The sequence below is a fragment of the Serratia aquatilis genome, from assembly GCF_044865145.1.
GTDB classification, from domain to species: domain Bacteria; phylum Pseudomonadota; class Gammaproteobacteria; order Enterobacterales; family Enterobacteriaceae; genus Chania; species Chania aquatilis.
Genome location: NZ_CP173186.1, coordinates 2844042 through 2865661 on the forward strand (window position 1 = coordinate 2844042; position 21620 = coordinate 2865661).

Sequence of the window (21620 nt, forward strand, 5' to 3'; positions counted from 1 at the left end):
TCAACTATTATGACTAAATTCCCTGTTAAAAATCACCAAGTTAAACGATTCAGCCGCACTAGCCTCAAGGCCCCCAAGCCTGTGAAGCAGGGGCCGCGCAGGATCGTGCTATTCAATAAGCCCTTTGACGTATTGCCTCAGTTTACTGATGAAGCTGGGCGTGAAACGCTAAAAACATTTATCCCCTTTATCGATGTTTATGCTGCAGGGCGTCTTGATAGAGACAGCGAAGGCCTGCTGGTACTCACCAATGATGGAAAGCTACAGGCGCAATTAACTCAACCGGGCAAAAGGACCGGTAAGGTCTATTTCGTGCAGGTCGAAGGGGAACCACAAGAACAGGATCTGGCTGCGCTGCGCCACGGTGTAATGCTAAAAGATGGCCCCACGTTGCCCGCAGAAGTAGAAAAGACTAATGAACCGGAATGGTTATGGCCACGCAACCCACCGATTCGTGAGCGCAAATCGATTCCTACCTGTTGGCTGAAAATCACGCTGTACGAAGGCCGGAATCGCCAGGTGCGCCGCATGACGGCGCATATCGGCTTCCCTACCCTGCGCCTGATTCGTTACAGTATGGGAAACCTTTCGTTGGGATCGCTGCAACCGGGTGAATGGCAAACCGTTGACTCGCTGTAACCAACCAAGCCCAAATAGCCGCAAACTAGCAAACACCTATGGGCACAGCCAGCTAAGGAGTCACCATGTTTAAGCCACACGTCACCGTTGCGTGCGTCGTCCACGCTGCCGGTAAATTTTTGATTGTTGAAGAAACCATCAATCACAAAGCTCTGTGGAATCAACCAGCGGGTCACCTTGAAGCGGATGAAACATTGCTTCAGGCTGCTGAGCGTGAACTGTGGGAGGAAACCGGTATCCGCGCACAGCCGCAGTTTTTCCTGCGGATGCATCAGTGGATTGCCCCCGACAATACGCCATTTCTGCGTTTTAGTTTTGTCATCGAGTTGGCTACACCGTTGCCTACCGAGCCTCATGACAGCGACATCGATCGCTGCCTGTGGCTCACCCCGCAGCAGATCCTGGAAGCTAACAACCTGCGTTCGCCCTTGGTTGCCGAGAGTATCCGTTGTTACCAGCAACAAGAGCGTTACCCACTATCGCTGGTTTCCAGCTATAACTGGCCGTTCTGAGGGTAAATAAGTGCCGTGCGCGCAGGCTGCCAACGTGGTAAAATCCTGCGCTCATTTTTATCGCGCAGTGCGTGTTCAAGTTCGTGAGATCCCCATGTCAGACAACAGCCAGAAAAAAGTAATCGTCGGAATGTCCGGCGGTGTCGACTCCTCCGTTACTGCCTATCTGTTACAACAACAGGGCTATCAGGTCGCTGGGTTGTTTATGAAGAACTGGGAAGAGGACGACGACGAAGAGTATTGCTCGGCAGCTACCGATTTGGCTGACGCGCAGGCGGTATGCGATAAACTGGGCATCGAGCTGCACACGGTCAATTTTGCTGCCGAATACTGGGACAACGTGTTCGAGCTGTTCTTAGAAGAATACAAAGCAGGCCGCACTCCAAACCCAGACATCCTGTGCAACAAAGAGATCAAATTTAAGGCGTTCCTGGAGTTTGCGGCAGAAGATCTGGGTGCGGACTACATTGCTACCGGGCATTATGTCCGCCGTCAGGATGTAGACGGCAAAAGCCGCCTGCTACGCGGTGTTGATGGCAACAAAGACCAGAGCTATTTCCTCTACACACTGAGCCACGAGCAGGTTGCACAGAGTCTGTTTCCGGTTGGTGAGCTGGAAAAACCGGAAGTACGCCGCATTGCGGAGCAACTGGAGCTAGTTACTGCCAAGAAGAAAGACTCTACCGGTATCTGCTTTATTGGTGAACGTAAATTCCGTGATTTTCTTGGCCGTTATCTGCCCGCGCAACCGGGGCCTATCGTCACTGTGGACGGCCAGACCGTCGGTGAACACCAGGGGTTGATGTACCATACTCTCGGCCAGCGTAAAGGGTTGGGCATTGGCGGCCTGAAGGACAGTGGTGAAGAACCTTGGTACGTAGTAGATAAGGACGTCATCAATAATATTCTGGTGGTGGCTCAAGGCCACGATCACCCTCGCCTGATGTCCAATGGTCTGATTGCACAACAACTACACTGGGTTGACCGCCTGCCACTGGAAGAAACCCTGCGTTGTACGGTAAAAACCCGTTATCGCCAACAGGATATTCCCTGCACCGTGATCCCCCTGGATGCCGATCGTATCGAGGTCCGCTTCGACGAACCGGTTGCAGCAGTCACGCCAGGCCAGTCTGCCGTATTCTATCTTGGTGATATCTGCCTGGGTGGCGGAATTATTGAACAGCGCTTACAGGAGTAATCGTGGCGAAGAATTATTATGACATTACGCTGGCAATGGCTGGAATTAGCCAAGCCGCACGTTTGGTTCAACAACTAGCCCATGAAGGGCAATTGGATCAGGAAGCTTTCCATACCTCACTCAATAGCCTGTTACAGATGGATCCCCCTTCAACGCTGGCAGTCTTCGGCGGTGAAGAACGTAACTTGAAGATGGGCCTTGAAACGCTGATTAGCGTGCTCAATGCCAATAATAAGGGGCTTGCCGCTGAACTGACCCGCTACACCATCAGCCTGATGGTGCTGGAACGTAAGCTGAATGCCAATAAGTCAGCGATGAATACGCTAGGTGAACGGCTCAGCCAGTTGGAACGCCAACTGGTTCATTTTGAATTGGGCTCTGAAACCATCATCAGTTCTTTGGCCGGGATCTATGTGGATGTCGTGGCGCCGTTGGGGCCACGTATTCAGGTGACAGGGTCACCCGCCATCCTGCAGAATCCTCAGGTGCAAGCCAAGGTGCGTGCCGCACTGCTCGCCGGTATCCGTGCTGCCGTGTTGTGGCAGCAGGTAGGCGGTAGCCGTCTGCAATTAATGTTTTCCCGTAATCGTCTGCTTAAGCAGGCGCAGAATATCGTTGCTCATTGTTAATTTTCCCAGGAGTTGCTACCGATGGAATTATCCTCACTGACCGCCGTTTCACCCGTTGACGGACGCTACGGTGATAAAGTCAGCGCACTGCGCGCCATTTTCAGCGAATACGGCCTGCTGAAATTCCGCGTGCAGGTTGAAGTACGTTGGCTGCAAAAACTGGCCGCCTGCGCGGAGATCAAGGAAGTTCCCGCTTTCGATGCCAACGCAAACGCTTACCTTGATAAGATCGTCGCAGAATTCAGTGAAGAAGACGCGCAACGCATCAAGACTATCGAGCGCACCACCAACCACGATGTGAAAGCGGTTGAATACTTTCTAAAAGAAAAAGTAGAAGCAGTGCCTGCCCTACACGCAGTGTCAGAGTTTATCCACTTTGCCTGTACTTCAGAAGATATCAACAACCTGTCACACGCGCTGATGCTGCAAACCGCCCGTCAGGACGTGGTGCTACCTTACTGGCGCAAAATCATTGATGCTATTAAGGGACTGGCGCTGGAATACCGCGATATTCCCCTGCTGTCACGCACCCATGGCCAACCAGCCACCCCGTCTACAGTGGGTAAGGAAATGGCCAACGTGGCCTACCGTATGGAGCGTCAATACTGCCAATTGGAGCGCGTTGAGATCCTCGGCAAAATCAACGGTGCGGTGGGTAACTACAACGCTCACATTGTGGCCTACCCGGAAGTGAACTGGCACCGTTTCAGCGAAGAGTTTGTCACTTCACTGGGGGTTACCTGGAACCCGTATACCACCCAGATTGAACCACATGACTATATTGCTGAGCTGTTCGACTGCGTTGCACGCTTCAACACCATTCTGATCGACTTCGATCGTGATATCTGGGGCTATGTTGCCCTGAATCACTTCAAGCAAAAAACCATTGCCGGTGAGATTGGCTCTTCCACCATGCCGCACAAAGTTAACCCTATCGACTTCGAGAATTCCGAAGGCAACCTGGGCCTGGCCAATGCCGTGATGGGCCACCTGGCGAGCAAGTTGCCGGTATCCCGCTGGCAGCGCGACCTTACTGACTCTACCGTGCTGCGTAACCTGGGCGTGGGCCTTGGCTATGCATTGATTGCTTATCAAGCCACCATGAAGGGCATCAGTAAGCTGGAAGTGAACCGTGCTCATCTGTTGGACGAGTTGGATCACAACTGGGAAGTGCTGGCTGAACCTATTCAGACGGTAATGCGCCGCTATGGTATCGAAAAGCCGTATGAAAAGCTGAAAGAGCTGACCCGAGGCAAACGTGTAGATGCAGCGGGTATGCAGGCCTTTATCGATAGCCTGGCTCTGCCAGAGGAAGAGAAAATCCGCCTTAAAGCCATGACGCCAGCCAACTATATTGGCCGAGCGGCCACCATGGTAGATGAATTGAAGTAACTGGCAGTCATTCCCTCTCCCACCTTGAAGCATTAGGGGGAGAGGGATATTACAGCAGTCACTCATATAACTGTATATACCCGTCATTCTTCAATTTTTATGGGCCTGATCGTGGCAGGCATATAATAGGCTTTGCTCCTGGCGACTCTCGGCCTAGGCTGTGTCCCTTGTATTTAGGAGTTTGAGTTAAAATACGTGTGATTCGATTTGGCACAGTGTATGCAGCCTATATGCAACTCGAATTATCTAGAGTATATCAATATCCCTTTATTCAAACCTCGTGTCTTAATTTTTCCAAGCAGTTACGGTCGCCGTATTCCCTGTTCCAGCGTTGTTATAGAACCCAGGCTGTTCAATTTTAGTGCACCACTAGTCGGATGTGGCTGATTATTATTCCATTCATGCCATAAATTGTCTGGAAACTATATTCACCCATCGCGTATTAGGGTACGCTATTGAAGTCTATTGTCCTAATAGCCAATGGCTCCTTCAGCTTGAAGGCCGATAGGTAAATGTCATTAAAGGAATATATATGCTATTAACCGTTAAAAGAAAGACAACCTTAGTTAAAACTTATCGTCAAATTGCCGTAGCCATGTTGCTCACCTTATTTCAATACGTTTTTTCTCCCCTTGCACTTGCCTTCAATGGTATGCAGCTAGCGGATTATATGAAATTGAAAGGCAGCAGAGAGCCGGATGCCGTACTGCATTACGGTAAGGAATCATCACAGTACGCACAGTTATTCTTGGCGCATGCAGAGAAAAAAACAGCGTTATCCCCCGTTGTAATATTGATACACGGTGGCTGTTGGGATAAAAGTGCCCAGGGTATTCCACAAATGGGAGAATTGGCTGAAGCCTTTAGTCAGCATGGGATCGCCGTCTGGAACGTTGAATATCACCGCATCAATGAAGAAGGAGGAGGCTATCCAAAAACTTATAACGATATTTCTAGCGCGATTGATATGCTCAAGCAGTCGGCCCAACAGTATTCATTAGACCTTTCCCGCGTAGTCTTGGTGGGCCATTCTGTTGGTGGGCATTTAGTTCAATGGGCAGCGGCGAGTAACAATATGAAGAGCGAGTATTTGCAGCCCGCAAATTTAGCCTTTAAAGGTGTTGTCGCGCTTGGCAGTTTGCCCAATATGGAAAATATGCAACAAGCCTGCTCGAATTTAACAGAAACCGACTATCAGAACTTACTTGGGATGGTTAATCATCAAAGAAAAGATCCCTACTCTGATACCTCTCCTTATCATATGGGTAGCCCGAAAACTCCTGTTACTTTGCTCAATGGTGCAAGAGATACTATCTCTATACCTGATTATGCCAATGAGTACACAGAAAAGTATAACCAGCATCCAAGTGAAGTTAAGACCATCATTGTGCCTGGAGCAACACATTATGATTTAGTCTCCACACGGTCATCAGCATGGCCAATATTGCTCAATGAAGTCCGCGTATTGCTTGGAAAACAGGCTGAAGCGCAGTAAGTCACCTAGGCTGTGCCCCTTAGTTACCGTCGCTGACCCAGCGGCCCGCCATCAAGGCGGAGGGTGAAAGAAACACCAAGGGCAGACTTTTGGGGCGCAGTCTACATGGCTGACTCGTCATACGCCAAGAGCTTAAAAGGACATAAACGCCTGCAAGCGCTGTTTTTGCTGGTTTGCAGCATCAAAGTTACTGTCATCAAGCCAGCGTTCAAACGCGCTGCGTACCAAAGGCCAGCGCTCTTCCGTCAAAGCAAACCAGTCGGTATCGCGGCTGCGGCCCTTGGTTACTAACGCCTTGATGAACCGCCCTTCATAAGTAAAGCCAAAACGTTGCGCAGCCTGCCGGGATGGTTCATTCAGGCTGTCACATTTCCATTCGCAACGGCGATAACCTAACTCATCAAACGCATAACGCAACATCAGGTAAATGGCTTCTGTGGCACTCGAGCACCGTTTCATCAGCGGCGACCAACATATATGACCAATTTCCAACACCCCATGGCCTTCTTCAATGCGCATAAAGGCTGCCGTGCCAACCGGCTTTTGGCTCGATAAATCAAACACGGTCAGGTTAACTAGCGCCAAATTTGCCTGCATGTTTTGCAAATGCTCACGCAACTCTTGCGGGCTTTCAGGCCTTTCCCGCATCAGGTAAGTCCAGTCGCGCCCATCAGGCGCTAACTGGAACGCATCGAACAGCGCGGAAAAATCGCGTTCAGCATCCAGCGCTTGCAGGCGACAAAACCTGCCGTTCAAAGTGGCTCCATCTGGACGCGCTCGCGGGGACCAGTGAGGTAAGGGTTCTCCTACCGGCTGACCATACTGATTTATCACCATAAACGTCTCTCGCCTGATCGATATGAAGATTGATTATGCCAGTTTAATACACCACAGCCGTACAGTATCACCAGGAGTGATTAACGCCCTGATAATACGCGGATACAGCCGGTAAATACCTGAACACCCTGTAATAGCGATGACTCATCAATATCAAAGCTTGCCTCGTGGTGCCCGGCAGCAATAGTTGAACCCAGCACAAAATAAATCGCTTTGCCGCCCAGATCCTGTACCCGCTTAACCAGCAGTGTTGCATCTTCGCTACCGCCAAACAGCCCTTCTCGTGGCTTGAGCCCGATCTCATTGCAGGCGACACGGCTGACCAAATCGATCAGTTCAGTATCATTATGAAGATCCACCGCCTCACCCATAACCTCATGTTCAAAACGCAATCCGTAACTCTGGGCAATCCCGATGCCAATATTGAGAGCCTGGGCGATCATATACTGATTAATTGCCTGGTTAGCCCCACGCACCTCAAGCTGCAACTCGGCTTTCGCGGGGATCACATTGCGCCCTTCACCGGCATGCAGCGTCCCCACGTTAATACGCGTCATACCGTCACCATGGCGCGGTATGCCCAACAGTTGTGTTACACAATGGCAGGCTCCAGCTAACGCATTGGCACCGCCCTGCGGGTTGATGCCAGCGTGTGCCGGGGCGCCATAAAAACGAAAGTCCAGCTTGGTCGTACACAAGAACTCCAGCGGGTTAACCATGATTTCCCCACTTGGGCACCCCATCCCCAAATGTGCGGAAAAGAAATAATCTACATCATCGAGAATGCCCCCTTCGGCAACCGGCTTAGCACCGCGCACTCCCTCTTCAGCAGGTTGAAATATCAGCTTGAAACGCCCTTTTAGCGTGGATCGTGATGCCATCAGCCATTGAGCAACCCCCAGCCCTATCGCCATATGCCCATCATGCCCGCAGGCATGCATATAACCCGGATTTTCCGAAGCAAACCCAAGCTGCGCTGGAATATGTTGCGGGTGTTGGCTTTCAGCAACCACTACGCAGTCAATGTCAAAACGCATAGCAATGGTTGGCCCCGCTACCCCGGTATCCAACTGCGCCACGCATCCGGTTAGTCCTGCCATCTCTGCAATGAGTTGGGGGGAAATGCCGTACGCCTGCGCACGCGCTAATCCCTGTTCGACATCCTGTTGACGGCGCCCAAGAATAGCGTCCTGGGACAAGAAAGCTTTACCGGGCAAAACCTGATAGCCCATTTCACGCAGCATACTCATTAGCTTCGCGGTGGTCACAAATTCCGACCAGCCAATTTCCGGCATCTGATGGAATTCCCTGCGCCACTGCTGTAGCTGTTCTGAGGTTGGATGGCTCATAATCAGATCCCCGTTTATAAGAAAAAGATGGCGATAAAGAGCACCGCGGCAATGGCTCCAGGGGCGGTTCGTTTGGCGATCTCCACTGGATTTACTCCAGCCAACCCCGCGCACACGATGGCTGCACCTGCCAATGGTGACATGTTGCGCCCCAGTGCGGAAGCCAACATCACTCCAGCCCCCAGATTATTAACTTCATAACCAAAGCTGCTGGCATGAGGCGTTACTGCTTCATTAAATGCAAATGCCGTTGCATCACCGGTACCGGTAATCAGCCCCATAAAGAAAGGCCCCAAGGTGCCCCCCCAACGAGCAAACTCTGGATAACTGGTGAGTAACTGAATAAAACCTTTAATAACGCCCGCTGCGCTTAACCCTTCAATAAATACCGCAGCCGCAATGATGATGCCCATAATATTGGCATAAGATGAACCCATACCATCAAAAAAGCTTTTCGTCAGTTCGCTGGGGGTGGAGCGAGTAATTAACAATGCGTAAATCGAACCAATAATCATTGCCGCAGGCACATTGACTTTGGTATTGCCAAACCAACCAAGCCCGGCGGCAACCAGTAATACTACCGGTAAAAAGGGGGCGATAGTCTTTAGGTAAAAACGCAGGTCGCGTATTTCTTGATGCTCGGTTCCTTGCTTGGCCACAGACTCCGCCCCCTCTGGTGGCTGATAGTTGAGCTCTTTGGCAAAGATTGCCACCAGCGTCAGGCAGATTGCGCAGATCACGCCACAGATGATGGTGATTGGAGCATGGTAAAAAACAAAGTCCATCAGCGGTGTTTTAGATATGTTGGCAATGAAGGCATTGTGGGCCACACCGGGGTTCAGATAGGCCCCCAAGGTGCCGGAAAGTACCGTGCCTCCGGCGATTGCCGGATGGATACGCGCGGCAATCAGCAGTGGGATCAGAGTGGCACCAACCGCAGCGGAGACACCCGCCGCAGAAGGGATAGCGATGCAAACCACAAAGGTGACAGCAACCGCCGCCGGGATCAGTAAAAAACCGAGTTTGGAAAGGCCTCGCGTCAGCAAGTGCACCAGCGCTAGATCGCATCGGGTATACTTCATAACGTAGGCAAAACCCATGCTGGAACAGATTGATTCAATCAGTCCAGAGGTGGACATCCGATCCGAAAAAGCACTAAACGCATTCATCGGTGACAATGAGAGAATACAGAGTATTATCCCTGCACCAATAAGTGTGGTTCTGGTGTCATAGCGCCTGACTAATAATACAATGGTCGCAATGAGTACCAATATCCCCAGAGTAATAGTTAGCATTGGATTATTTCCATTTTAAAAAAGTCATTCTAGTGTTGCTGATATTACTGCCAGGTTCTTTTGATTTTGCGCAATGAATGATGATGGATAGCGATGCTATTACTCTTACCATGATAATAAAAGCTGATAGGGACTAAAATGCGATATTTACCTAAGCTGCAGCAAATTAAGGTTTTCAATGAGGTTATACGCAGTGGGAGTATTCGTGCTGCAGCCAGAGAAATGAATCAGTCACAGCCTGCATTAACCCGAACATTGAAAGAACTTGAGCATCATTTAGGTGCGACATTGTTAGTGCGCAGTAATGAAGGTATCACCTTGACCGAGGCTGGAAAATCGTTCGCTGTCCGTGCTCACCTGATTTTAGAAGAATTGGAGAAAGCCGCAGATGAAATTGAACAAATAAATAAAAACACTTATGGACGCGTTGCTTTCGGCATTTCATCCCTGTTTGGCATAACCATACTCGATGCTGTGATTCGGGATTTTAAAAAAACGCGGCCTAAAACACTCATTAATATTAAAGAAGCTCAACTATCGACATTGTTACCCAGCCTCCGCGACGGCCGGCTCGACTTTGCACTCGGTACCTTGACCGAAGATATGCCATTAGGCGATTTTATCATTACCCCGCTATTCGACGCACCATTCTGTATTGCGGGACGTAAAAATCACCCGCTGATGCACTGCTCCTCGCCGGAGGAGTTGGCTGACGCCAAGTGGCTGATCCCAGAAACAGATATGGGCTACTACCACTACATTCGGCAATTTATCCCATTTAATCACCCCAATAACCCTTCAGCTCCGGTTTTAACCGACTCGATGGTGTGCATTATGAAACTGGTGACCAATAGCGATTACCTGACGATCCTGGCTCAGGCGCGACTTAGTGAATTGAACTTTGGCGACGTTTTGAGTGTATTACCTATTGGGCATGCATTACTGCCGGTTGGGCACTACGGCCTGATTTATCCCCGCAAAAGACCATTAACCCAGGCCGCTCTTGAAATGATCGAGCAGTTTAAATGGCACTGCCAGCAGTATAATTGGGCACCTGTACTGTTGTAGACCAATACCGTTACCAGGGATTGCACCATGGCAAAGAAATCGGCCAGACTGAAGCGGTGGGCTAGGCTGTGTCCTTTAACTGGACGCGAGCGCCCTGCTCAAACCTGCACCACACTCGCTGTCGTTTAATGTCGTTTAAGTTTGGTTTACCTTTGCTTTCACGCTGTTTATCCTGTGTTTATTACCGATTGACGATAATCAATGCACTTGACTTCAAGTTGCATGTTGGCTGGCTTACCCCGCGCAACTTGAGAAACTTAAAGTATCTGGTGTGATAACGCTGATTTTCCGCTGTATTCTTGCGGCAATAGCGGCCCGTCTAGCATACTGTTAACTTAAACCACTAAGCGGATCCATTGTCAGTTATCCAGACGTTATCCCTTGCGTACTGAAAAGTGTGTAGCCCCATAACGCGGTTAAATGAAGTTTTGCCCACACGTCAACAGGAGCTTTCCCCATGCGAGTACTGGTTGTTGAAGATAATGGTTTGCTGCGTCACCACCTTTCTGTGCAAATGCGCGAGATGGGCCATCAGGTGGATGCCGCTGAAGATGCCAAAGAAGCCGACTACTTCCTGCAAGAACATGCCCCTGATATTGCTATTGTCGATCTGGGGCTGCCAGGGGAAGATGGCCTTAGCCTTATTCGCCGCTGGCGGGCTAATCAGATGAAGTTACCTATTCTGGTGTTGACCGCCCGTGAAAGCTGGCAGGATAAAGTCGCCGTGCTGGAAGCCGGTGCTGATGACTATGTGACCAAACCGTTTCATCTGGAAGAGGTCATTGCCCGCATGCAAGCGCTGATGCGTCGCAACAGTGGCCTGGCGTCACAAGTGATCGTACTGCCGCCGTTCCAGATCGACCTTTCGCGTCGTGAGATCACCGTCAACGAACAGCAAATCAAACTGACCGCATTTGAATATACGATTATCGAGACACTGATCCGTAACGCAGGTAAAGTGGTGAGCAAAGATTCTCTCATGTTGCAGCTCTACCCTGATGCGGAACTGCGTGAAAGCCACACTATCGATGTGTTGATGGGCCGTCTGCGTAAAAAACTGCAGGCCGAGCATCCACACGAAGTTATCACTACCGTACGTGGGCAGGGCTATCGTTTCGATACTAAGTGAACATGATGTTCAAAAAAAATAAAAAGCCCTTCTCACTCCGAGCTCGTTTTTTAATGGCTACTGCCGGGGTGATCCTGGCACTGTCTCTGTCCTATGGGTTAGTGGCAGTTGTGGGTTACATCGTCAGTTTTGATAAAACCTCTTTCCGCCTGCTACGCGGTGAGAGCAACCTGTTTTTCAGCCTGGCGCAGTGGAAAGATAAAAAACTAACTATTTCTGTCCCTCCCGAACTTGATATCAACTCCCCAACCTTAGTCTTTATCTATGACGTGCAGGGAAACCTGTTGTGGAGCCAGCGATCCGTCCCTGAATTGGAAAAGCGCATTCAGAAAAAATGGCTTGAAGAGTCCGGTTTTTACGAAATCGATACCAATACTCGGACCAGTAGTAAAGTGCTGGGTAATAACCCCACAGCGCAGAACCAGTTGAAAAATTACGATGACAGCGACCAGAACGCCCTGACCCACTCGGTCGCCGTCAATACCTATGCCGCCACACCAAATCTACCTGCCCTGACCATTGTCGTAGTTGACAGTATCCCGCAGGAACTCCAGCGTTCAGACGTGGTTTGGGAATGGTTCAGCTACGTATTGCTGGCCAACCTATTACTGGTGGTGCCGCTGTTGTGGCTGGCAGCCTATTGGAGTTTACGCCCCATTCAAGCACTGGTCGCGCAGGTGGGGCAGTTGGAAAATGGTGAACGGGAACAACTGGATGAGAATCCCCCCAGCGAGCTACGCAGCCTGGTGCGAAACCTTAACATTCTGGTGCGCAATGAACGGCAGCGCTATACCAAGTATCGCACTACGCTGTCAGATCTGACCCACAGCCTGAAAACCCCGCTGGCGGTATTGCAAACCACCCTACGCTCGCTACGTTCCGGCAAACAGACCACCATCGAAGAAGCGGAACCGATTATGCTTGAACAGATCGGGCGGATCTCGCAACAGATTGGTTATTACCTGCACCGTGCCAGTATCAATTCAGGGCAGACAGTTCTGACACGTGAGATGCATTCGGTTTCCGCTCTGCTTGATAGCCTGTGTGTGGCATTAAATAAAGTTTATCAGCGCAAAGGTGTAGCGATAACCCTCGACATTTCACCTGAAGTGACATTTATCGGTGAGAAAAACGATTTTATGGAAGTGATGGGCAATGTGCTGGAAAACGCCTGTAAGTATTGCCTGGAATTTGTTGAAATCACCTCGCGGCATTCAGACAAATTTTTGACTATCCTCATTGACGATGATGGCCCAGGTATCCCGAAAAGCAAACGCGAACTGATTTTCCAGCGCGGCCAGCGCGTTGATACTCTGCGCCCTGGTCAGGGTCTTGGCCTCTCGGTCGCCGCGGAGATCATCGAACAATACGATGGGCAAATTACCATCAGTGACAGTCCGTTAGGCGGTGCGCGCATGGAAGTGACTTTTGCCCGTCAGCACGATCACCACCATCACGAATAAATTCTGTCGTTCAGGCTCCGTTCCCGCTCAACTGGGCCAGACTTCCGTTATAATTCCCTCTGGCTTACTCTATTCTGGAATAGAAAATGGATTATCAATTAGACCTGGACTGGAACGACTTTTTGCAACGTTATTGGCAAAAGCGTCCAGTTATCATCAAGCGCGGTTTTAATAATTTTATCGATCCGATTTCTCCGGATGAGTTGGCCGGGTTGGCGATGGAAAATGAGGTGGACAGCCGTCTGGTAAGTCATCAGGAAGGTCATTGGCAGGTGGCTCACGGCCCGTTTGACAGCTATGACCATCTGGGTGAGAACAACTGGTCACTGCTGGTACAAGCCGTTGATCACTGGCATGAAGCCTCAAGTGCGTTAATGCTCCCCTTCCGCAAACTGCCGGATTGGCGTATGGACGACCTGATGATCTCGTTTTCTGTACCCTGCGGTGGCGTTGGCCCGCACCTTGATCAATATGACGTATTCATTATCCAGGGGACTGGCCGCCGCCGTTGGCGAGTGGGTGAGAAAGTGCCAATGAAGCAGCACAGCCCGCACCCTGATCTGCTTCAGGTAGCCCCGTTTGACGCCATCATTGATGAAGTAATGGAGCCCGGTGATATTCTGTATATCCCACCGGGTTTCCCACACGAAGGGTATTCACTGGAAAATTCACTTAACTATTCTGTTGGTTTCCGTGCACCAAATTGCCGCGAATTGGTGAGTGGTTTTGCTGATTACGTTTTGGCCCGTGAACTGGGTAGCCATCGCTATAGCGATCCAGACATTACTCTGCGTGACGCCCCTGCCCGCATCCTGCCAAATGAAGTCGATGGCTTGCGTCAAATGATGCTCGATCTGGTTCAACAGCCAGAACACTTCCAGAACTGGTTTGGCGAATTTATCTCGCAGTCACGCCATGAACTGGACATCGCGCCACCGGAGCCACCTTATCAGGCAGGTGAAATCTACCAGCTGCTACAGCAAGGTGAGCCATTGCAACGGCTGGGTGGCCTGCGCGTGCTGCGCGTTGGGGATCAATGCTTCGTAAATGGTGAGTTGATTGAAACGGAGCATCTGCAAGCGGCCGATGCGCTGTGTAATCACTTTACGGTCCAGGCAGAAATGCTGGGAGAAGCCATTGATGACCCTTCTTTCCTGGCTTTGCTGACGGAGTTGATCAACAGCGGTTACTGGTATTTCAACAACTAGAAACGGTTAGAGATGAAGGGTGATGCGACTGGCGCATCACCCTCATTTGATGTTGTTATTGATGCTATCAAGAAAACGAGCTCTTGTTCTTAGCTCGGTCAGCGGTGAGTGTGGCAATTCTCATAATAACAGCCACCGCCTTCTCCATACCTTCCAAAGTGATGAACTCATGCTTGCCATGGAAATTATAGCCACCGGTGAACAAATTAGGGCAAGGCAGCCCTTTAAATGACAGTTGCGCACCATCGGTGCCACCGCGAATGGGTTTCATCAGCGGTTCGATATCACAATCACGCATCGCCTGTTGCGCCAACTTAATCACATGGGGATGTTTGGCAACCTGCTCACGCATGTTGTAATAGTTATCCTCAATAGCCACTTCTATATAACAATCCCGCGGCAAGCCGCGCCCCACTTTTTGCGCCACTTCGATCATTTTGCGTTTACGCGCCTCAAAACCCTCACGCTCAAAATCACGCAAAATGTAATGCATCTCTGCACGTTCTACGTTTCCTTTGATACTACCCAGATGGTAGAACCCCTGGTAGCCTTCGGTATTCTCTGGCGTTTCATCGTCAGGCAGCGCCTGATGAAAACGGCTTGCCAGCGACAGTGCGTTGACCATCACTCCTTTGGCACTGCCTGGATGCACGTTATTGCCGACGATTTTAACCGTCACCGCTGCCGCATTGAAATTCTCACACTCCAGTTCACCCACACCACCGCCATCAACGGTATATGCCCATTCGGCATTAAACGCGTCAACCTCAAAGAAATGAGCTCCTTTGCCGACTTCTTCATCAGGGGTAAAGGCCACACGAATCTCACCGTGAGGAACATTTTTCTGTTTCAGGCGCACCATGGCGGTCAGAATTTCGGCAATACCGGCCTTATCGTCTGCACCAAGCAGCGTCTTGCCATCGGTAGTGATCAGCGTTTGCCCTAACATTTGATGCAGGATCGGAAACATGACTGGCGATAACACTTCGTCACCAATACCCAAAGCAATATCGCCACCACGATAATTTTCCACAATTTGCGGTACGACATTCTTACCGGAAAAATCCGGTGAGGTATCAAGATGAGAAATAAACCCGATAGTCGGGACTGACCAGGCGACGTTGCCAGGTAATGTGCCCATCACGCAGCCATGTTCGCTGAGCGATACCTGTTCAAACCCCAGTTCAATCATTTCCTGCCGCAACGCCCGCGCCAGCTTAAATTGCCCTTCGGTGCTCGGCACATTTTTGACATTCGCTTTTGCCTGTGTGTCGAACGAGACGTAGTTGAAAAAGCGATCGAGTAGTTTATCCATGATTCCGCCCTCAGAATTTCGCTGTTCATTATGCGGAACCGATCCGGATCAAATATTGAGACAGGTCATTAATAACCAGATTTAACCGAAATCATCAGCCTAGGCTGTGTCCCTTTAAGGGACACAGCCTAGCAATTGTTTGAAACCAAAGTTTTCGCAGGTAAACTCAGACAGGCGTCCTGCTGTGGTCATTTTGGCTTTTCATTCTTTGCCTTAGCGTCTATCATGCGCGCTCCTAAAATTTCGATTGGCGTCACTGGCTTTGAGCTAAAGTAAATACCTATAGACTCGTGCAGTCTTTTCCAGTGGCGGTTCTATCTGCATCACCTTACGGGATAGAGACTCTTAAAATGACTGAAAACAGCTCCCTAGTAACGCTCAATGCCCTAAGCAAAAGCTTTGACGGCAAAGAAATCATCCACAATCTCAACCTTGAGATTAACGACGGGGAATTCTTGACTATTCTTGGCCCGTCCGGCTGCGGAAAAACCACGGTACTGCGGCTGATTGCCGGTTTAGAAAGCGCCGATCAAGGGCAAATTTTTCTTGAGGGGCAAGATATAACCGCCATTCCCGCCGAGCATCGCCACGTTAATACTGTCTTTCAGAGCTATGCGCTTTTCCCTCACATGACGGTATTTGAGAACGTCGCCTTTGGCCTGCGTATGCAGAAAACGCCAGAGGCACAGCTGACACCACGCGTTGAAGAAGCCCTACGCATGGTGCAACTGGATGAGTTTGCCCAACGTCGACCACATCAATTGTCTGGCGGTCAGCAACAGCGGGTGGCTATCGCTCGAGCCGTAGTGAATAAGCCCAAGGTGCTGCTGTTGGATGAATCACTTTCTGCGCTGGACTATAAGTTGCGTAAACAGATGCAGAACGAGCTGAAAGCACTACAGCGTCAACTGGGCATCACTTTTATTTTCGTTACGCACGATCAGGAAGAAGCCTTGACCATGTCGGACCGTATTGTGGTGATGCGCGACGGGCGGATCGAGCAAGACGGGACGCCAAGAGAGATTTATGAAGAACCCACCAACCTATTTGTGGCCAGTTTTATAGGCGAGATCAATATTTTTGATGCCACCGTGTTACAGCGCCTGGATCCTCAACGGGTGCGAGCCCGCGTGGAAGGCCGTGAGTGTGATATCTACGCGACCCTGCCGGTTGAGCCAGGGCAATCGCTAAAAGTTCTGCTGCGCCCTGAAGACTTACGCGTTGAGGAAGTTAATGACGGCGAGCAGATCGATGGGTTGATTGGCTATGTACGCGAACGTAACTATAAAGGTATGACACTGGAATCCGTAGTTGAACTGGAAAACGGCAAAATGGTGATGGTCAATGAGTTCTTCAATGAAGATGACCCAGACTTCGACCACTCGCTGAACCAGAAGATGGCGTTAACCTGGGTAGAAAGCTGGGAGGTGGTGCTCGTCGATGAAGAAATCGCGTAATATATTTCAGAATCTGGTGATCGGCGGCGCCGTTGCCTGGCTCGTTCTGTTTGTCTTTATCCCGAATCTGATGATTATCGGTACCAGTTTCCTGACACGCGACGACGCCAACCTGGTAAAGATGGTATTCACTCTGGATAACTATCTGCGCCTGTTTGACCCACTCTACGCGCAGGTGATGCTGCACTCGTTGAATATGGCGCTGATCGCCACATTGTGTTGCCTGCTGCTCGGTTATCCTTTTGCCTACATTCTGGCACAACTGCCACAAAAAATACGGCCACTGCTACTGTTCCTGCTGATCGTCCCGTTCTGGACAAACTCGCTGATCCGCATTTATGGTCTCAAGTTGTTCCTGAGCACCCGTGGTTACTTGAACGAATTCCTGCTGTGGAGCGGATTAATCGATACGCCGTTTCGCATTATGTACACCTCCGAGGCGGTGATCATCGGCCTGATCTACATCCTGCTGCCCTTTATGGTGATGCCGCTCTACTCCAGCCTGGAAAAGCTAGATAAATCCTGTATCGAAGCTGCACGCGATCTTGGTGCCAGCAAATTACAGACGTTTATTCGCATCATTATTCCACTGACCATGCCTGGGATCATTGCCGGCTGTCTGTTAGTACTGCTCCCCGCCATGGGCCTGTTCTATGTAGCAGATTTGATGGGAGGAGCCAAAAACCTGCTGATTGGCAGTGTGATCAAAAGCCAGTTCCTGAACATCCGCGACTGGCCATTTGGCGCTGCCACCAGTATTTGCCTGACGTTAATTATGGGGCTGATGCTGTGGATCTACTACCGCGCCGCCAGGTTGCTAAATAAAAAGGGGGAGTTGGAATGATTGGTCGCCTATTGCGCAGCGGATTCATGGCCCTGATTTACGCCTATCTCTATATCCCCATCGTGATCCTGATCGTTAACTCGTTCAACACCTCGCGCTTTGGCATCAACTGGCAGGGTTTTACCACCAATTGGTACAGCACGTTGATCAATAACGACAGTCTGTTACAGGCGGCAGGCCACTCGCTGATCATGGCGACACTATCAGCCAGCTTTGCTACGCTGATCGGCTCGCTGACGGCTGTTGCACTCTACCGTTACCGTTTTCGTGGCAAGCCTTTCGTCAGCGGTATGCTGTTTGTGGTAATGATGTCGCCCGATATAGTGATGGCGATCTCGCTGCTGGTGCTGTTTATGCTGTTGGGGATCTCGTTAGGCTTCTGGTCATTGTTTGTTTCACACATCACCTTCTGCTTACCATTTGTGGTTGTCACCGTTTATTCCCGCCTGAAGGGCTTTGACGTGAAAATGCTTGAAGCAGCACGCGATCTCGGGGCCAGTGAAGTTGTCATTCTGCGCAAAATCATTCTGCCACTGGCAATGCCCGCCATCGCCGCCAGTTGGTTATTGAGTTTCACTCTGTCGATGGACGATGTGGTGGTTTCTTCGTTCGTGACTGGGCCAAGCTATGAAATCCTGCCGTTAAAGATCTACTCAATGGTCAAAGTCGGCGTATCGCCCGAGGTCAATGCGCTGGCGACCATTCTATTGCTGTTATCACTGATATTGGTTGTCACCAGCCAACTGGTACTGCGCGATCGCCATACGCGCTGATTTATCGTATGGCAAAAAGCACCTTTGTTTTTAGAAGTCACTCCCCTGCAACTTGAAGGGCCCGGGGATATACTGAAATTCGAAATCACTGCTGAAGGATGTATCAATGAAAAAGTGGTCACATCTGCTCGCCACCGGGGTGATGGCACTGAGCATTTTCTCTGCAAATGCTGCCGATGACGGCAAAACGCTCTATTTCTATAACTGGACTGAATATGTCCCACCGGGTCTGTTAGAACAGTTCACCAAAGAGACCGGCATCAAGGTGATTTACTCCACCTACGAATCCAACGAAAGCATGTACGCCAAGTTAAAAACCTACAAGGACGGCGCGTATGATCTGGTGGTGCCCTCAACCTATTTCATCGCCAAGATGAGTAAAGAGGGAATGTTGCAAAAGATCGACAAGAGTAAGCTCAGTAATTTTAAAGATCTCGATCCCGGCCTATTGAACAAATCCTTCGATCCGCATAATGACTTCTCCATTCCCTATATTTGGGGCGCTACCGCCATTGGCGTGAATACCGATGCTATCGACTCGAAAAGCGTCACCTCCTGGGCCGACCTGTGGAAACCGGAATACAAAGGCAGTCTGCTGCTGACTGATGACGCCCGCGAGGTGTTCCAGATCGCGCTGCGTAAACTCGGTTATTCAGGCAATACCACCGATCCTAAACAGATCGAGGCTGCTTATAACGAACTGAAGAAGCTGATGCCTAACGTGCTAGCCTTTAATTCCGATAATCCCGGTAATCCTTATATGGAAGGTGAAGTGAACCTGGGGATGCTGTGGAACGGCTCAGCCTATGTGGCGCGACAGGCTGGCATACCGCTTGATATCGTTTGGCCAAAAGAAGGTGGCATTTTCTGGATGGATAGCCTTGCCATTCCAGCGAACGCTAAAAATGTCGACGGAGCGCTAAAGTTAATCAACTTCCTGTTACGTCCGGAAATTGCGTTACAGGTCGCGCAGACCATCGGTTACCCAACCCCCAATCTGGCTGCTAGAAAACTGCTGCCGAAAGAAATCGCCAACGACAAATCATTGTATCCAGATGATGCCGTGATTGAGAACGGCGAGTGGCAGAATGACGTAGGCGAAACCAGCACGTTGTATGAAACCTATTTCCAGCAGTTGAAAGCCGGGCGCTGATTAACGCGAATCGTTTAAACGCCCCCTTCTCTTATAGAGAAGGGGGCGTTTAAACTGGGGTAACAAAAACCAGCGTCAGCGTTGTTATGCCTTATCCGCCCGTTCGACCTTACCCATCAGGAATTTGTGTACAAAACGCGGCACAATTTCACTGGCCAAGCCATAATGTTTCTCTTCGAACTGGCTTTCTACCTGACTGGGCTCCAGATTCAGTTCCATGGTATAGGCGCCACCCAGTCGTGCCTCATGAACAAAGCCTGCCGCCGGGTAAACATTGCCCGAGGTACCAATCGCTACGAAGAAGTCGGCTTTGGCCAATGCCTCGTAGATCTCGTTCATCCCCAACGGCATTTCACCAAACCAAACCACATGCGGCCTTAATGGGGCGGGAAACTGGCAGCAGTGGCAGCGCTCTTCAACGTCCAGATCTTCATGCCATTCGAACACTTGTCCCGAACTGGTACAACGCACTTTGAGGAGCTCACCGTGCATATGCAATACCCGTTTGCTTCCCGCCCGCTCATGCAGGTTATCAATATTTTGCGTCACCAGCAGGAAGTTGTCTCCTAGCCACTCTTCCAGATCGGCCAGTACACGGTGTGCGGCATTAGGGGCAATACCGGGTTGTTGTAACTGACGACGGCGAGCATTGTAAAACGATTGAACCAATGCCGGATCGCGTTTAAAACCATCCAGAGTAGCTACATCTTCTACCTGATGTTCTTCCCACAACCCATCGGCAGCGCGGAAAGTACGGATGCCGGACTCGGCAGAAATACCTGCGCCCGTCAGCACCACCACAAAGGGTTTTTTAAGCTCCGCCGCGGCCATAGTATCGCGATGAAAAATGCGTGAGCGAAAGCGCTGATGCAGCACATGCTTACTCTTTCGAAACTGACACAGCCTATGGCGAGTGTGCATGAACTCTCCTTATTAATGACTTTCCAGCAAATTGAGGAACGCAGCCCCGCGAACACCACCCGCATCGCCGTAACGAGCCTTCTCAATGCGCGGCAGTTTAGCCACGCGTAACAGATGGGCTGGCAGGCGCAGGGGTAATGCCTGATAGATTTCGGCGAAATTCGACAAACCACCACCGATCACTAGCAGATGAGGATCAATTATAGTCAGTAAATTACCCAGACAAATTGCCAAGACCTCCAGGAATCTATCAACATGAGCCACCGCCTGTGGTTCACCCGCCCGATAGTGCGCAATGATTTGCTTTGCGGGCAACTGTTGCTGATAGAAATGCGCGTACATCCATTCAAATCCACGCCCCGAAATGTAATTTTCGATACAGCCACCGTGGCCACAACCGCAGGCAACGCGCGGAATATCCCGCCCCAGCACTTCCAGCGCATCCACTGGCAAGCGCAAATGACCAAATTCCCCAGCGATATAATTACGCCCGGACAGCACCTTACCATTAACGATCAAACCACCGCCAACGCCAGTACCCAAAATAATACCCAGAACCGTCGGGTAGCGCCGGAACTCCTGGTCCCAGGCCTCCGAGAGCGTGAAGCAGTTGGCGTCATTGTCTACCTTCACTTCACGACCAATCAGCGCACTCAGATCGCGCGGCAGCGCTTGCCCCATCGCCGCCGGAACATTGGCAGTAAACAGGGTACCATCCTCATTCGGTAACCCAGGGATCCCTAGGCCCACCGAACCCTGCATGCCACAAAACGCATCGGCTTCAACGGTCATATCGCGTAATACAGCCAACAGTTGCCGATAATTATCACGGGGCGTCGGCAGCCGTTTTTGCCAGATCTGCTGCAAATTGGCATCGAATACGCCCATTTCGATCTTGGTACCGCCTATGTCGAAACCGTAGTACATCGAGTTCCCTCAGGAT

20 protein-coding genes are annotated in these 21620 nt (G+C 50.5%); 14 read left to right on the plus strand and 6 right to left on the minus strand.

Going from position 1 to position 21620, the window contains the following annotated elements:
* Positions 1 to 9: 9 nt before the first annotated feature.
* From rluE to SAQUA_RS12840, 6 genes are all read left to right on the plus strand, one after another.
* A complete protein-coding gene (rluE, locus tag SAQUA_RS12815) occupies positions 10 to 639 on the plus strand; it encodes a 23S rRNA pseudouridine(2457) synthase RluE (protein WP_380676014.1) in 630 nt (209 codons plus the stop codon).
* Between the two features lie 65 nt (positions 640 to 704).
* The gene (locus SAQUA_RS12820) at positions 705 to 1151 is read left to right on the plus strand and encodes an NUDIX hydrolase (protein ID WP_380675476.1); all 447 of its coding nucleotides are present in this window, start codon (positions 705 to 707) and stop codon (positions 1149 to 1151) included.
* Positions 1152 to 1245: 94 nt separating this feature from the next.
* The gene (gene mnmA, locus SAQUA_RS12825; protein ID WP_380676016.1) at positions 1246 to 2349 is read left to right on the plus strand and encodes a tRNA 2-thiouridine(34) synthase MnmA; all 1104 of its coding nucleotides are present in this window, start codon (positions 1246 to 1248) and stop codon (positions 2347 to 2349) included.
* A gap of 2 nt (positions 2350 to 2351) precedes the next feature.
* The gene (gene hflD, locus SAQUA_RS12830) at positions 2352 to 2978 is read left to right on the plus strand and encodes a high frequency lysogenization protein HflD (RefSeq protein ID WP_380675478.1); all 627 of its coding nucleotides are present in this window, start codon (positions 2352 to 2354) and stop codon (positions 2976 to 2978) included.
* A gap of 21 nt (positions 2979 to 2999) precedes the next feature.
* Positions 3000 to 4370, plus strand: a complete 1371-nt coding sequence (gene purB / locus SAQUA_RS12835; RefSeq protein WP_380675480.1) for an adenylosuccinate lyase — start codon at positions 3000 to 3002, stop codon at positions 4368 to 4370.
* 532 nt (positions 4371 to 4902) lie between these two features.
* Positions 4903 to 5865 (plus strand): alpha/beta hydrolase family protein, encoded by a 963-nt coding sequence (locus SAQUA_RS12840; RefSeq protein WP_380675482.1) that lies wholly within the window; start codon positions 4903 to 4905, stop codon positions 5863 to 5865.
* Positions 5866 to 5997: 132 nt separating this feature from the next.
* Here the strand turns inward: SAQUA_RS12840 and SAQUA_RS12845 are convergent, their stop codons facing one another.
* The 3 genes from SAQUA_RS12845 to dcuC form a co-directional block, all read right to left on the minus strand.
* Entirely contained in the window at positions 5998 to 6702 is a 705-nt protein-coding gene (locus tag SAQUA_RS12845; protein WP_380675484.1) for a GNAT family N-acetyltransferase, read from the minus strand.
* Positions 6703 to 6782: 80 nt separating this feature from the next.
* Positions 6783 to 8051 carry an amidohydrolase gene (locus tag SAQUA_RS12850; protein WP_380675486.1) on the minus strand — a complete coding sequence of 423 codons (1269 nt, stop codon included), beginning with the start codon at positions 8049 to 8051 and terminating at the stop codon, positions 6783 to 6785.
* A 14-nt stretch (positions 8052 to 8065) separates the two neighbouring features.
* Positions 8066 to 9346, minus strand: a complete 1281-nt coding sequence (dcuC, locus tag SAQUA_RS12855) for a C4-dicarboxylate transporter DcuC (RefSeq protein WP_380675488.1) — start codon at positions 9344 to 9346, stop codon at positions 8066 to 8068.
* Between the two features lie 138 nt (positions 9347 to 9484).
* On the opposite strand from dcuC, the gene SAQUA_RS12860 reads away from it, so the two are divergent.
* The 4 genes from SAQUA_RS12860 to SAQUA_RS12875 all read left to right on the plus strand — a co-directional run bounded on the left by SAQUA_RS12860 (position 9485) and on the right by SAQUA_RS12875 (position 14214).
* On the plus strand, positions 9485 to 10414 hold the full coding sequence (locus SAQUA_RS12860; RefSeq protein ID WP_380675490.1) for a LysR substrate-binding domain-containing protein: 930 nt from the start codon (positions 9485 to 9487) through the stop codon (positions 10412 to 10414).
* Positions 10415 to 10871: 457 nt separating this feature from the next.
* Positions 10872 to 11543, plus strand: coding sequence for a two-component system response regulator PhoP (phoP, locus tag SAQUA_RS12865; RefSeq protein ID WP_380675492.1), 672 nt, complete (start codon positions 10872 to 10874; stop codon positions 11541 to 11543).
* Between the two features lie 5 nt (positions 11544 to 11548).
* Positions 11549 to 13006: a two-component system sensor histidine kinase PhoQ gene (phoQ, locus tag SAQUA_RS12870; protein WP_380676018.1), complete on the plus strand. Its 1458-nt coding sequence runs from the start codon at positions 11549 to 11551 to the stop codon at positions 13004 to 13006.
* 86 nt (positions 13007 to 13092) lie between these two features.
* Positions 13093 to 14214 carry a JmjC domain-containing protein gene (locus SAQUA_RS12875; RefSeq protein ID WP_380675494.1) on the plus strand — a complete coding sequence of 374 codons (1122 nt, stop codon included), beginning with the start codon at positions 13093 to 13095 and terminating at the stop codon, positions 14212 to 14214.
* Positions 14215 to 14281: 67 nt separating this feature from the next.
* Here SAQUA_RS12875 and pepT read toward each other — a convergent pair whose 3' ends face one another.
* Positions 14282 to 15529 carry a peptidase T gene (gene pepT / locus SAQUA_RS12880; RefSeq protein WP_380675497.1) on the minus strand — a complete coding sequence of 416 codons (1248 nt, stop codon included), beginning with the start codon at positions 15527 to 15529 and terminating at the stop codon, positions 14282 to 14284.
* Between the two features lie 350 nt (positions 15530 to 15879).
* Between pepT and potA the strand changes: the two genes are divergently transcribed.
* The 4 genes from potA to potD all read left to right on the plus strand — a co-directional run bounded on the left by potA (position 15880) and on the right by potD (position 19756).
* Entirely contained in the window at positions 15880 to 16986 is a 1107-nt protein-coding gene (potA, locus tag SAQUA_RS12885; protein WP_380675499.1) for a spermidine/putrescine ABC transporter ATP-binding protein PotA, read from the plus strand.
* Complete coding sequence (gene potB, locus SAQUA_RS12890) at positions 16970 to 17830, plus strand: spermidine/putrescine ABC transporter permease PotB (RefSeq protein ID WP_380675501.1); 861 nt, start codon at positions 16970 to 16972, stop codon at positions 17828 to 17830. Before potA ends, potB begins: the two co-directional genes overlap by 17 nt.
* Positions 17827 to 18603 carry a spermidine/putrescine ABC transporter permease PotC gene (potC, locus tag SAQUA_RS12895; protein ID WP_380675503.1) on the plus strand — a complete coding sequence of 259 codons (777 nt, stop codon included), beginning with the start codon at positions 17827 to 17829 and terminating at the stop codon, positions 18601 to 18603. Before potB ends, potC begins: the two co-directional genes overlap by 4 nt.
* Positions 18604 to 18709: 106 nt before the next feature.
* The gene (gene potD / locus SAQUA_RS12900) at positions 18710 to 19756 is read left to right on the plus strand and encodes a spermidine/putrescine ABC transporter substrate-binding protein PotD (RefSeq protein ID WP_380675505.1); all 1047 of its coding nucleotides are present in this window, start codon (positions 18710 to 18712) and stop codon (positions 19754 to 19756) included.
* Positions 19757 to 19840: 84 nt separating this feature from the next.
* Here the strand turns inward: potD and cobB are convergent, their stop codons facing one another.
* Both cobB and nagK read right to left on the minus strand, forming a co-directional pair.
* Positions 19841 to 20677: a Sir2 family NAD+-dependent deacetylase gene (gene cobB, locus SAQUA_RS12905; RefSeq protein ID WP_380675507.1), complete on the minus strand. Its 837-nt coding sequence runs from the start codon at positions 20675 to 20677 to the stop codon at positions 19841 to 19843.
* A 12-nt stretch (positions 20678 to 20689) separates the two neighbouring features.
* Entirely contained in the window at positions 20690 to 21604 is a 915-nt protein-coding gene (gene nagK / locus SAQUA_RS12910) for an N-acetylglucosamine kinase (protein WP_380675509.1), read from the minus strand.
* Between the last annotated feature and the right edge of the window lie 16 nt (positions 21605 to 21620).

Coding starts and splice junctions, on each gene's coding strand:
- rluE (WP_380676014.1), top strand. CDS start 10: ATGACTAAATTCCCTGTTAAAAATCACCAAGTTAAACGATTCAGCCGC.
- SAQUA_RS12820 (WP_380675476.1), top strand. CDS start 705: ATGTTTAAGCCACACGTCACCGTTGCGTGCGTCGTCCACGCTGCCGGT.
- mnmA (WP_380676016.1), top strand. CDS start 1,246: ATGTCAGACAACAGCCAGAAAAAAGTAATCGTCGGAATGTCCGGCGGT.
- purB (WP_380675480.1), top strand. CDS start 3,000: ATGGAATTATCCTCACTGACCGCCGTTTCACCCGTTGACGGACGCTAC.
- SAQUA_RS12840 (WP_380675482.1), top strand. CDS start 4,903: ATGCTATTAACCGTTAAAAGAAAGACAACCTTAGTTAAAACTTATCGT.
- SAQUA_RS12845 (WP_380675484.1), bottom strand. CDS start 6,702: ATGGTGATAAATCAGTATGGTCAGCCGGTAGGAGAACCCTTACCTCAC.
- SAQUA_RS12850 (WP_380675486.1), bottom strand. CDS start 8,051: ATGAGCCATCCAACCTCAGAACAGCTACAGCAGTGGCGCAGGGAATTC.
- dcuC (WP_380675488.1), bottom strand. CDS start 9,346: ATGCTAACTATTACTCTGGGGATATTGGTACTCATTGCGACCATTGTA.
- SAQUA_RS12860 (WP_380675490.1), top strand. CDS start 9,485: ATGCGATATTTACCTAAGCTGCAGCAAATTAAGGTTTTCAATGAGGTT.
- phoP (WP_380675492.1), top strand. CDS start 10,872: ATGCGAGTACTGGTTGTTGAAGATAATGGTTTGCTGCGTCACCACCTT.
- phoQ (WP_380676018.1), top strand. CDS start 11,549: ATGTTCAAAAAAAATAAAAAGCCCTTCTCACTCCGAGCTCGTTTTTTA.
- SAQUA_RS12875 (WP_380675494.1), top strand. CDS start 13,093: ATGGATTATCAATTAGACCTGGACTGGAACGACTTTTTGCAACGTTAT.
- pepT (WP_380675497.1), bottom strand. CDS start 15,529: ATGGATAAACTACTCGATCGCTTTTTCAACTACGTCTCGTTCGACACA.
- potA (WP_380675499.1), top strand. CDS start 15,880: ATGACTGAAAACAGCTCCCTAGTAACGCTCAATGCCCTAAGCAAAAGC.
- potB (WP_380675501.1), top strand. CDS start 16,970: ATGAAGAAATCGCGTAATATATTTCAGAATCTGGTGATCGGCGGCGCC.
- potC (WP_380675503.1), top strand. CDS start 17,827: ATGATTGGTCGCCTATTGCGCAGCGGATTCATGGCCCTGATTTACGCC.
- potD (WP_380675505.1), top strand. CDS start 18,710: ATGAAAAAGTGGTCACATCTGCTCGCCACCGGGGTGATGGCACTGAGC.
- cobB (WP_380675507.1), bottom strand. CDS start 20,677: ATGCACACTCGCCATAGGCTGTGTCAGTTTCGAAAGAGTAAGCATGTG.
- nagK (WP_380675509.1), bottom strand. CDS start 21,604: ATGTACTACGGTTTCGACATAGGCGGTACCAAGATCGAAATGGGCGTA.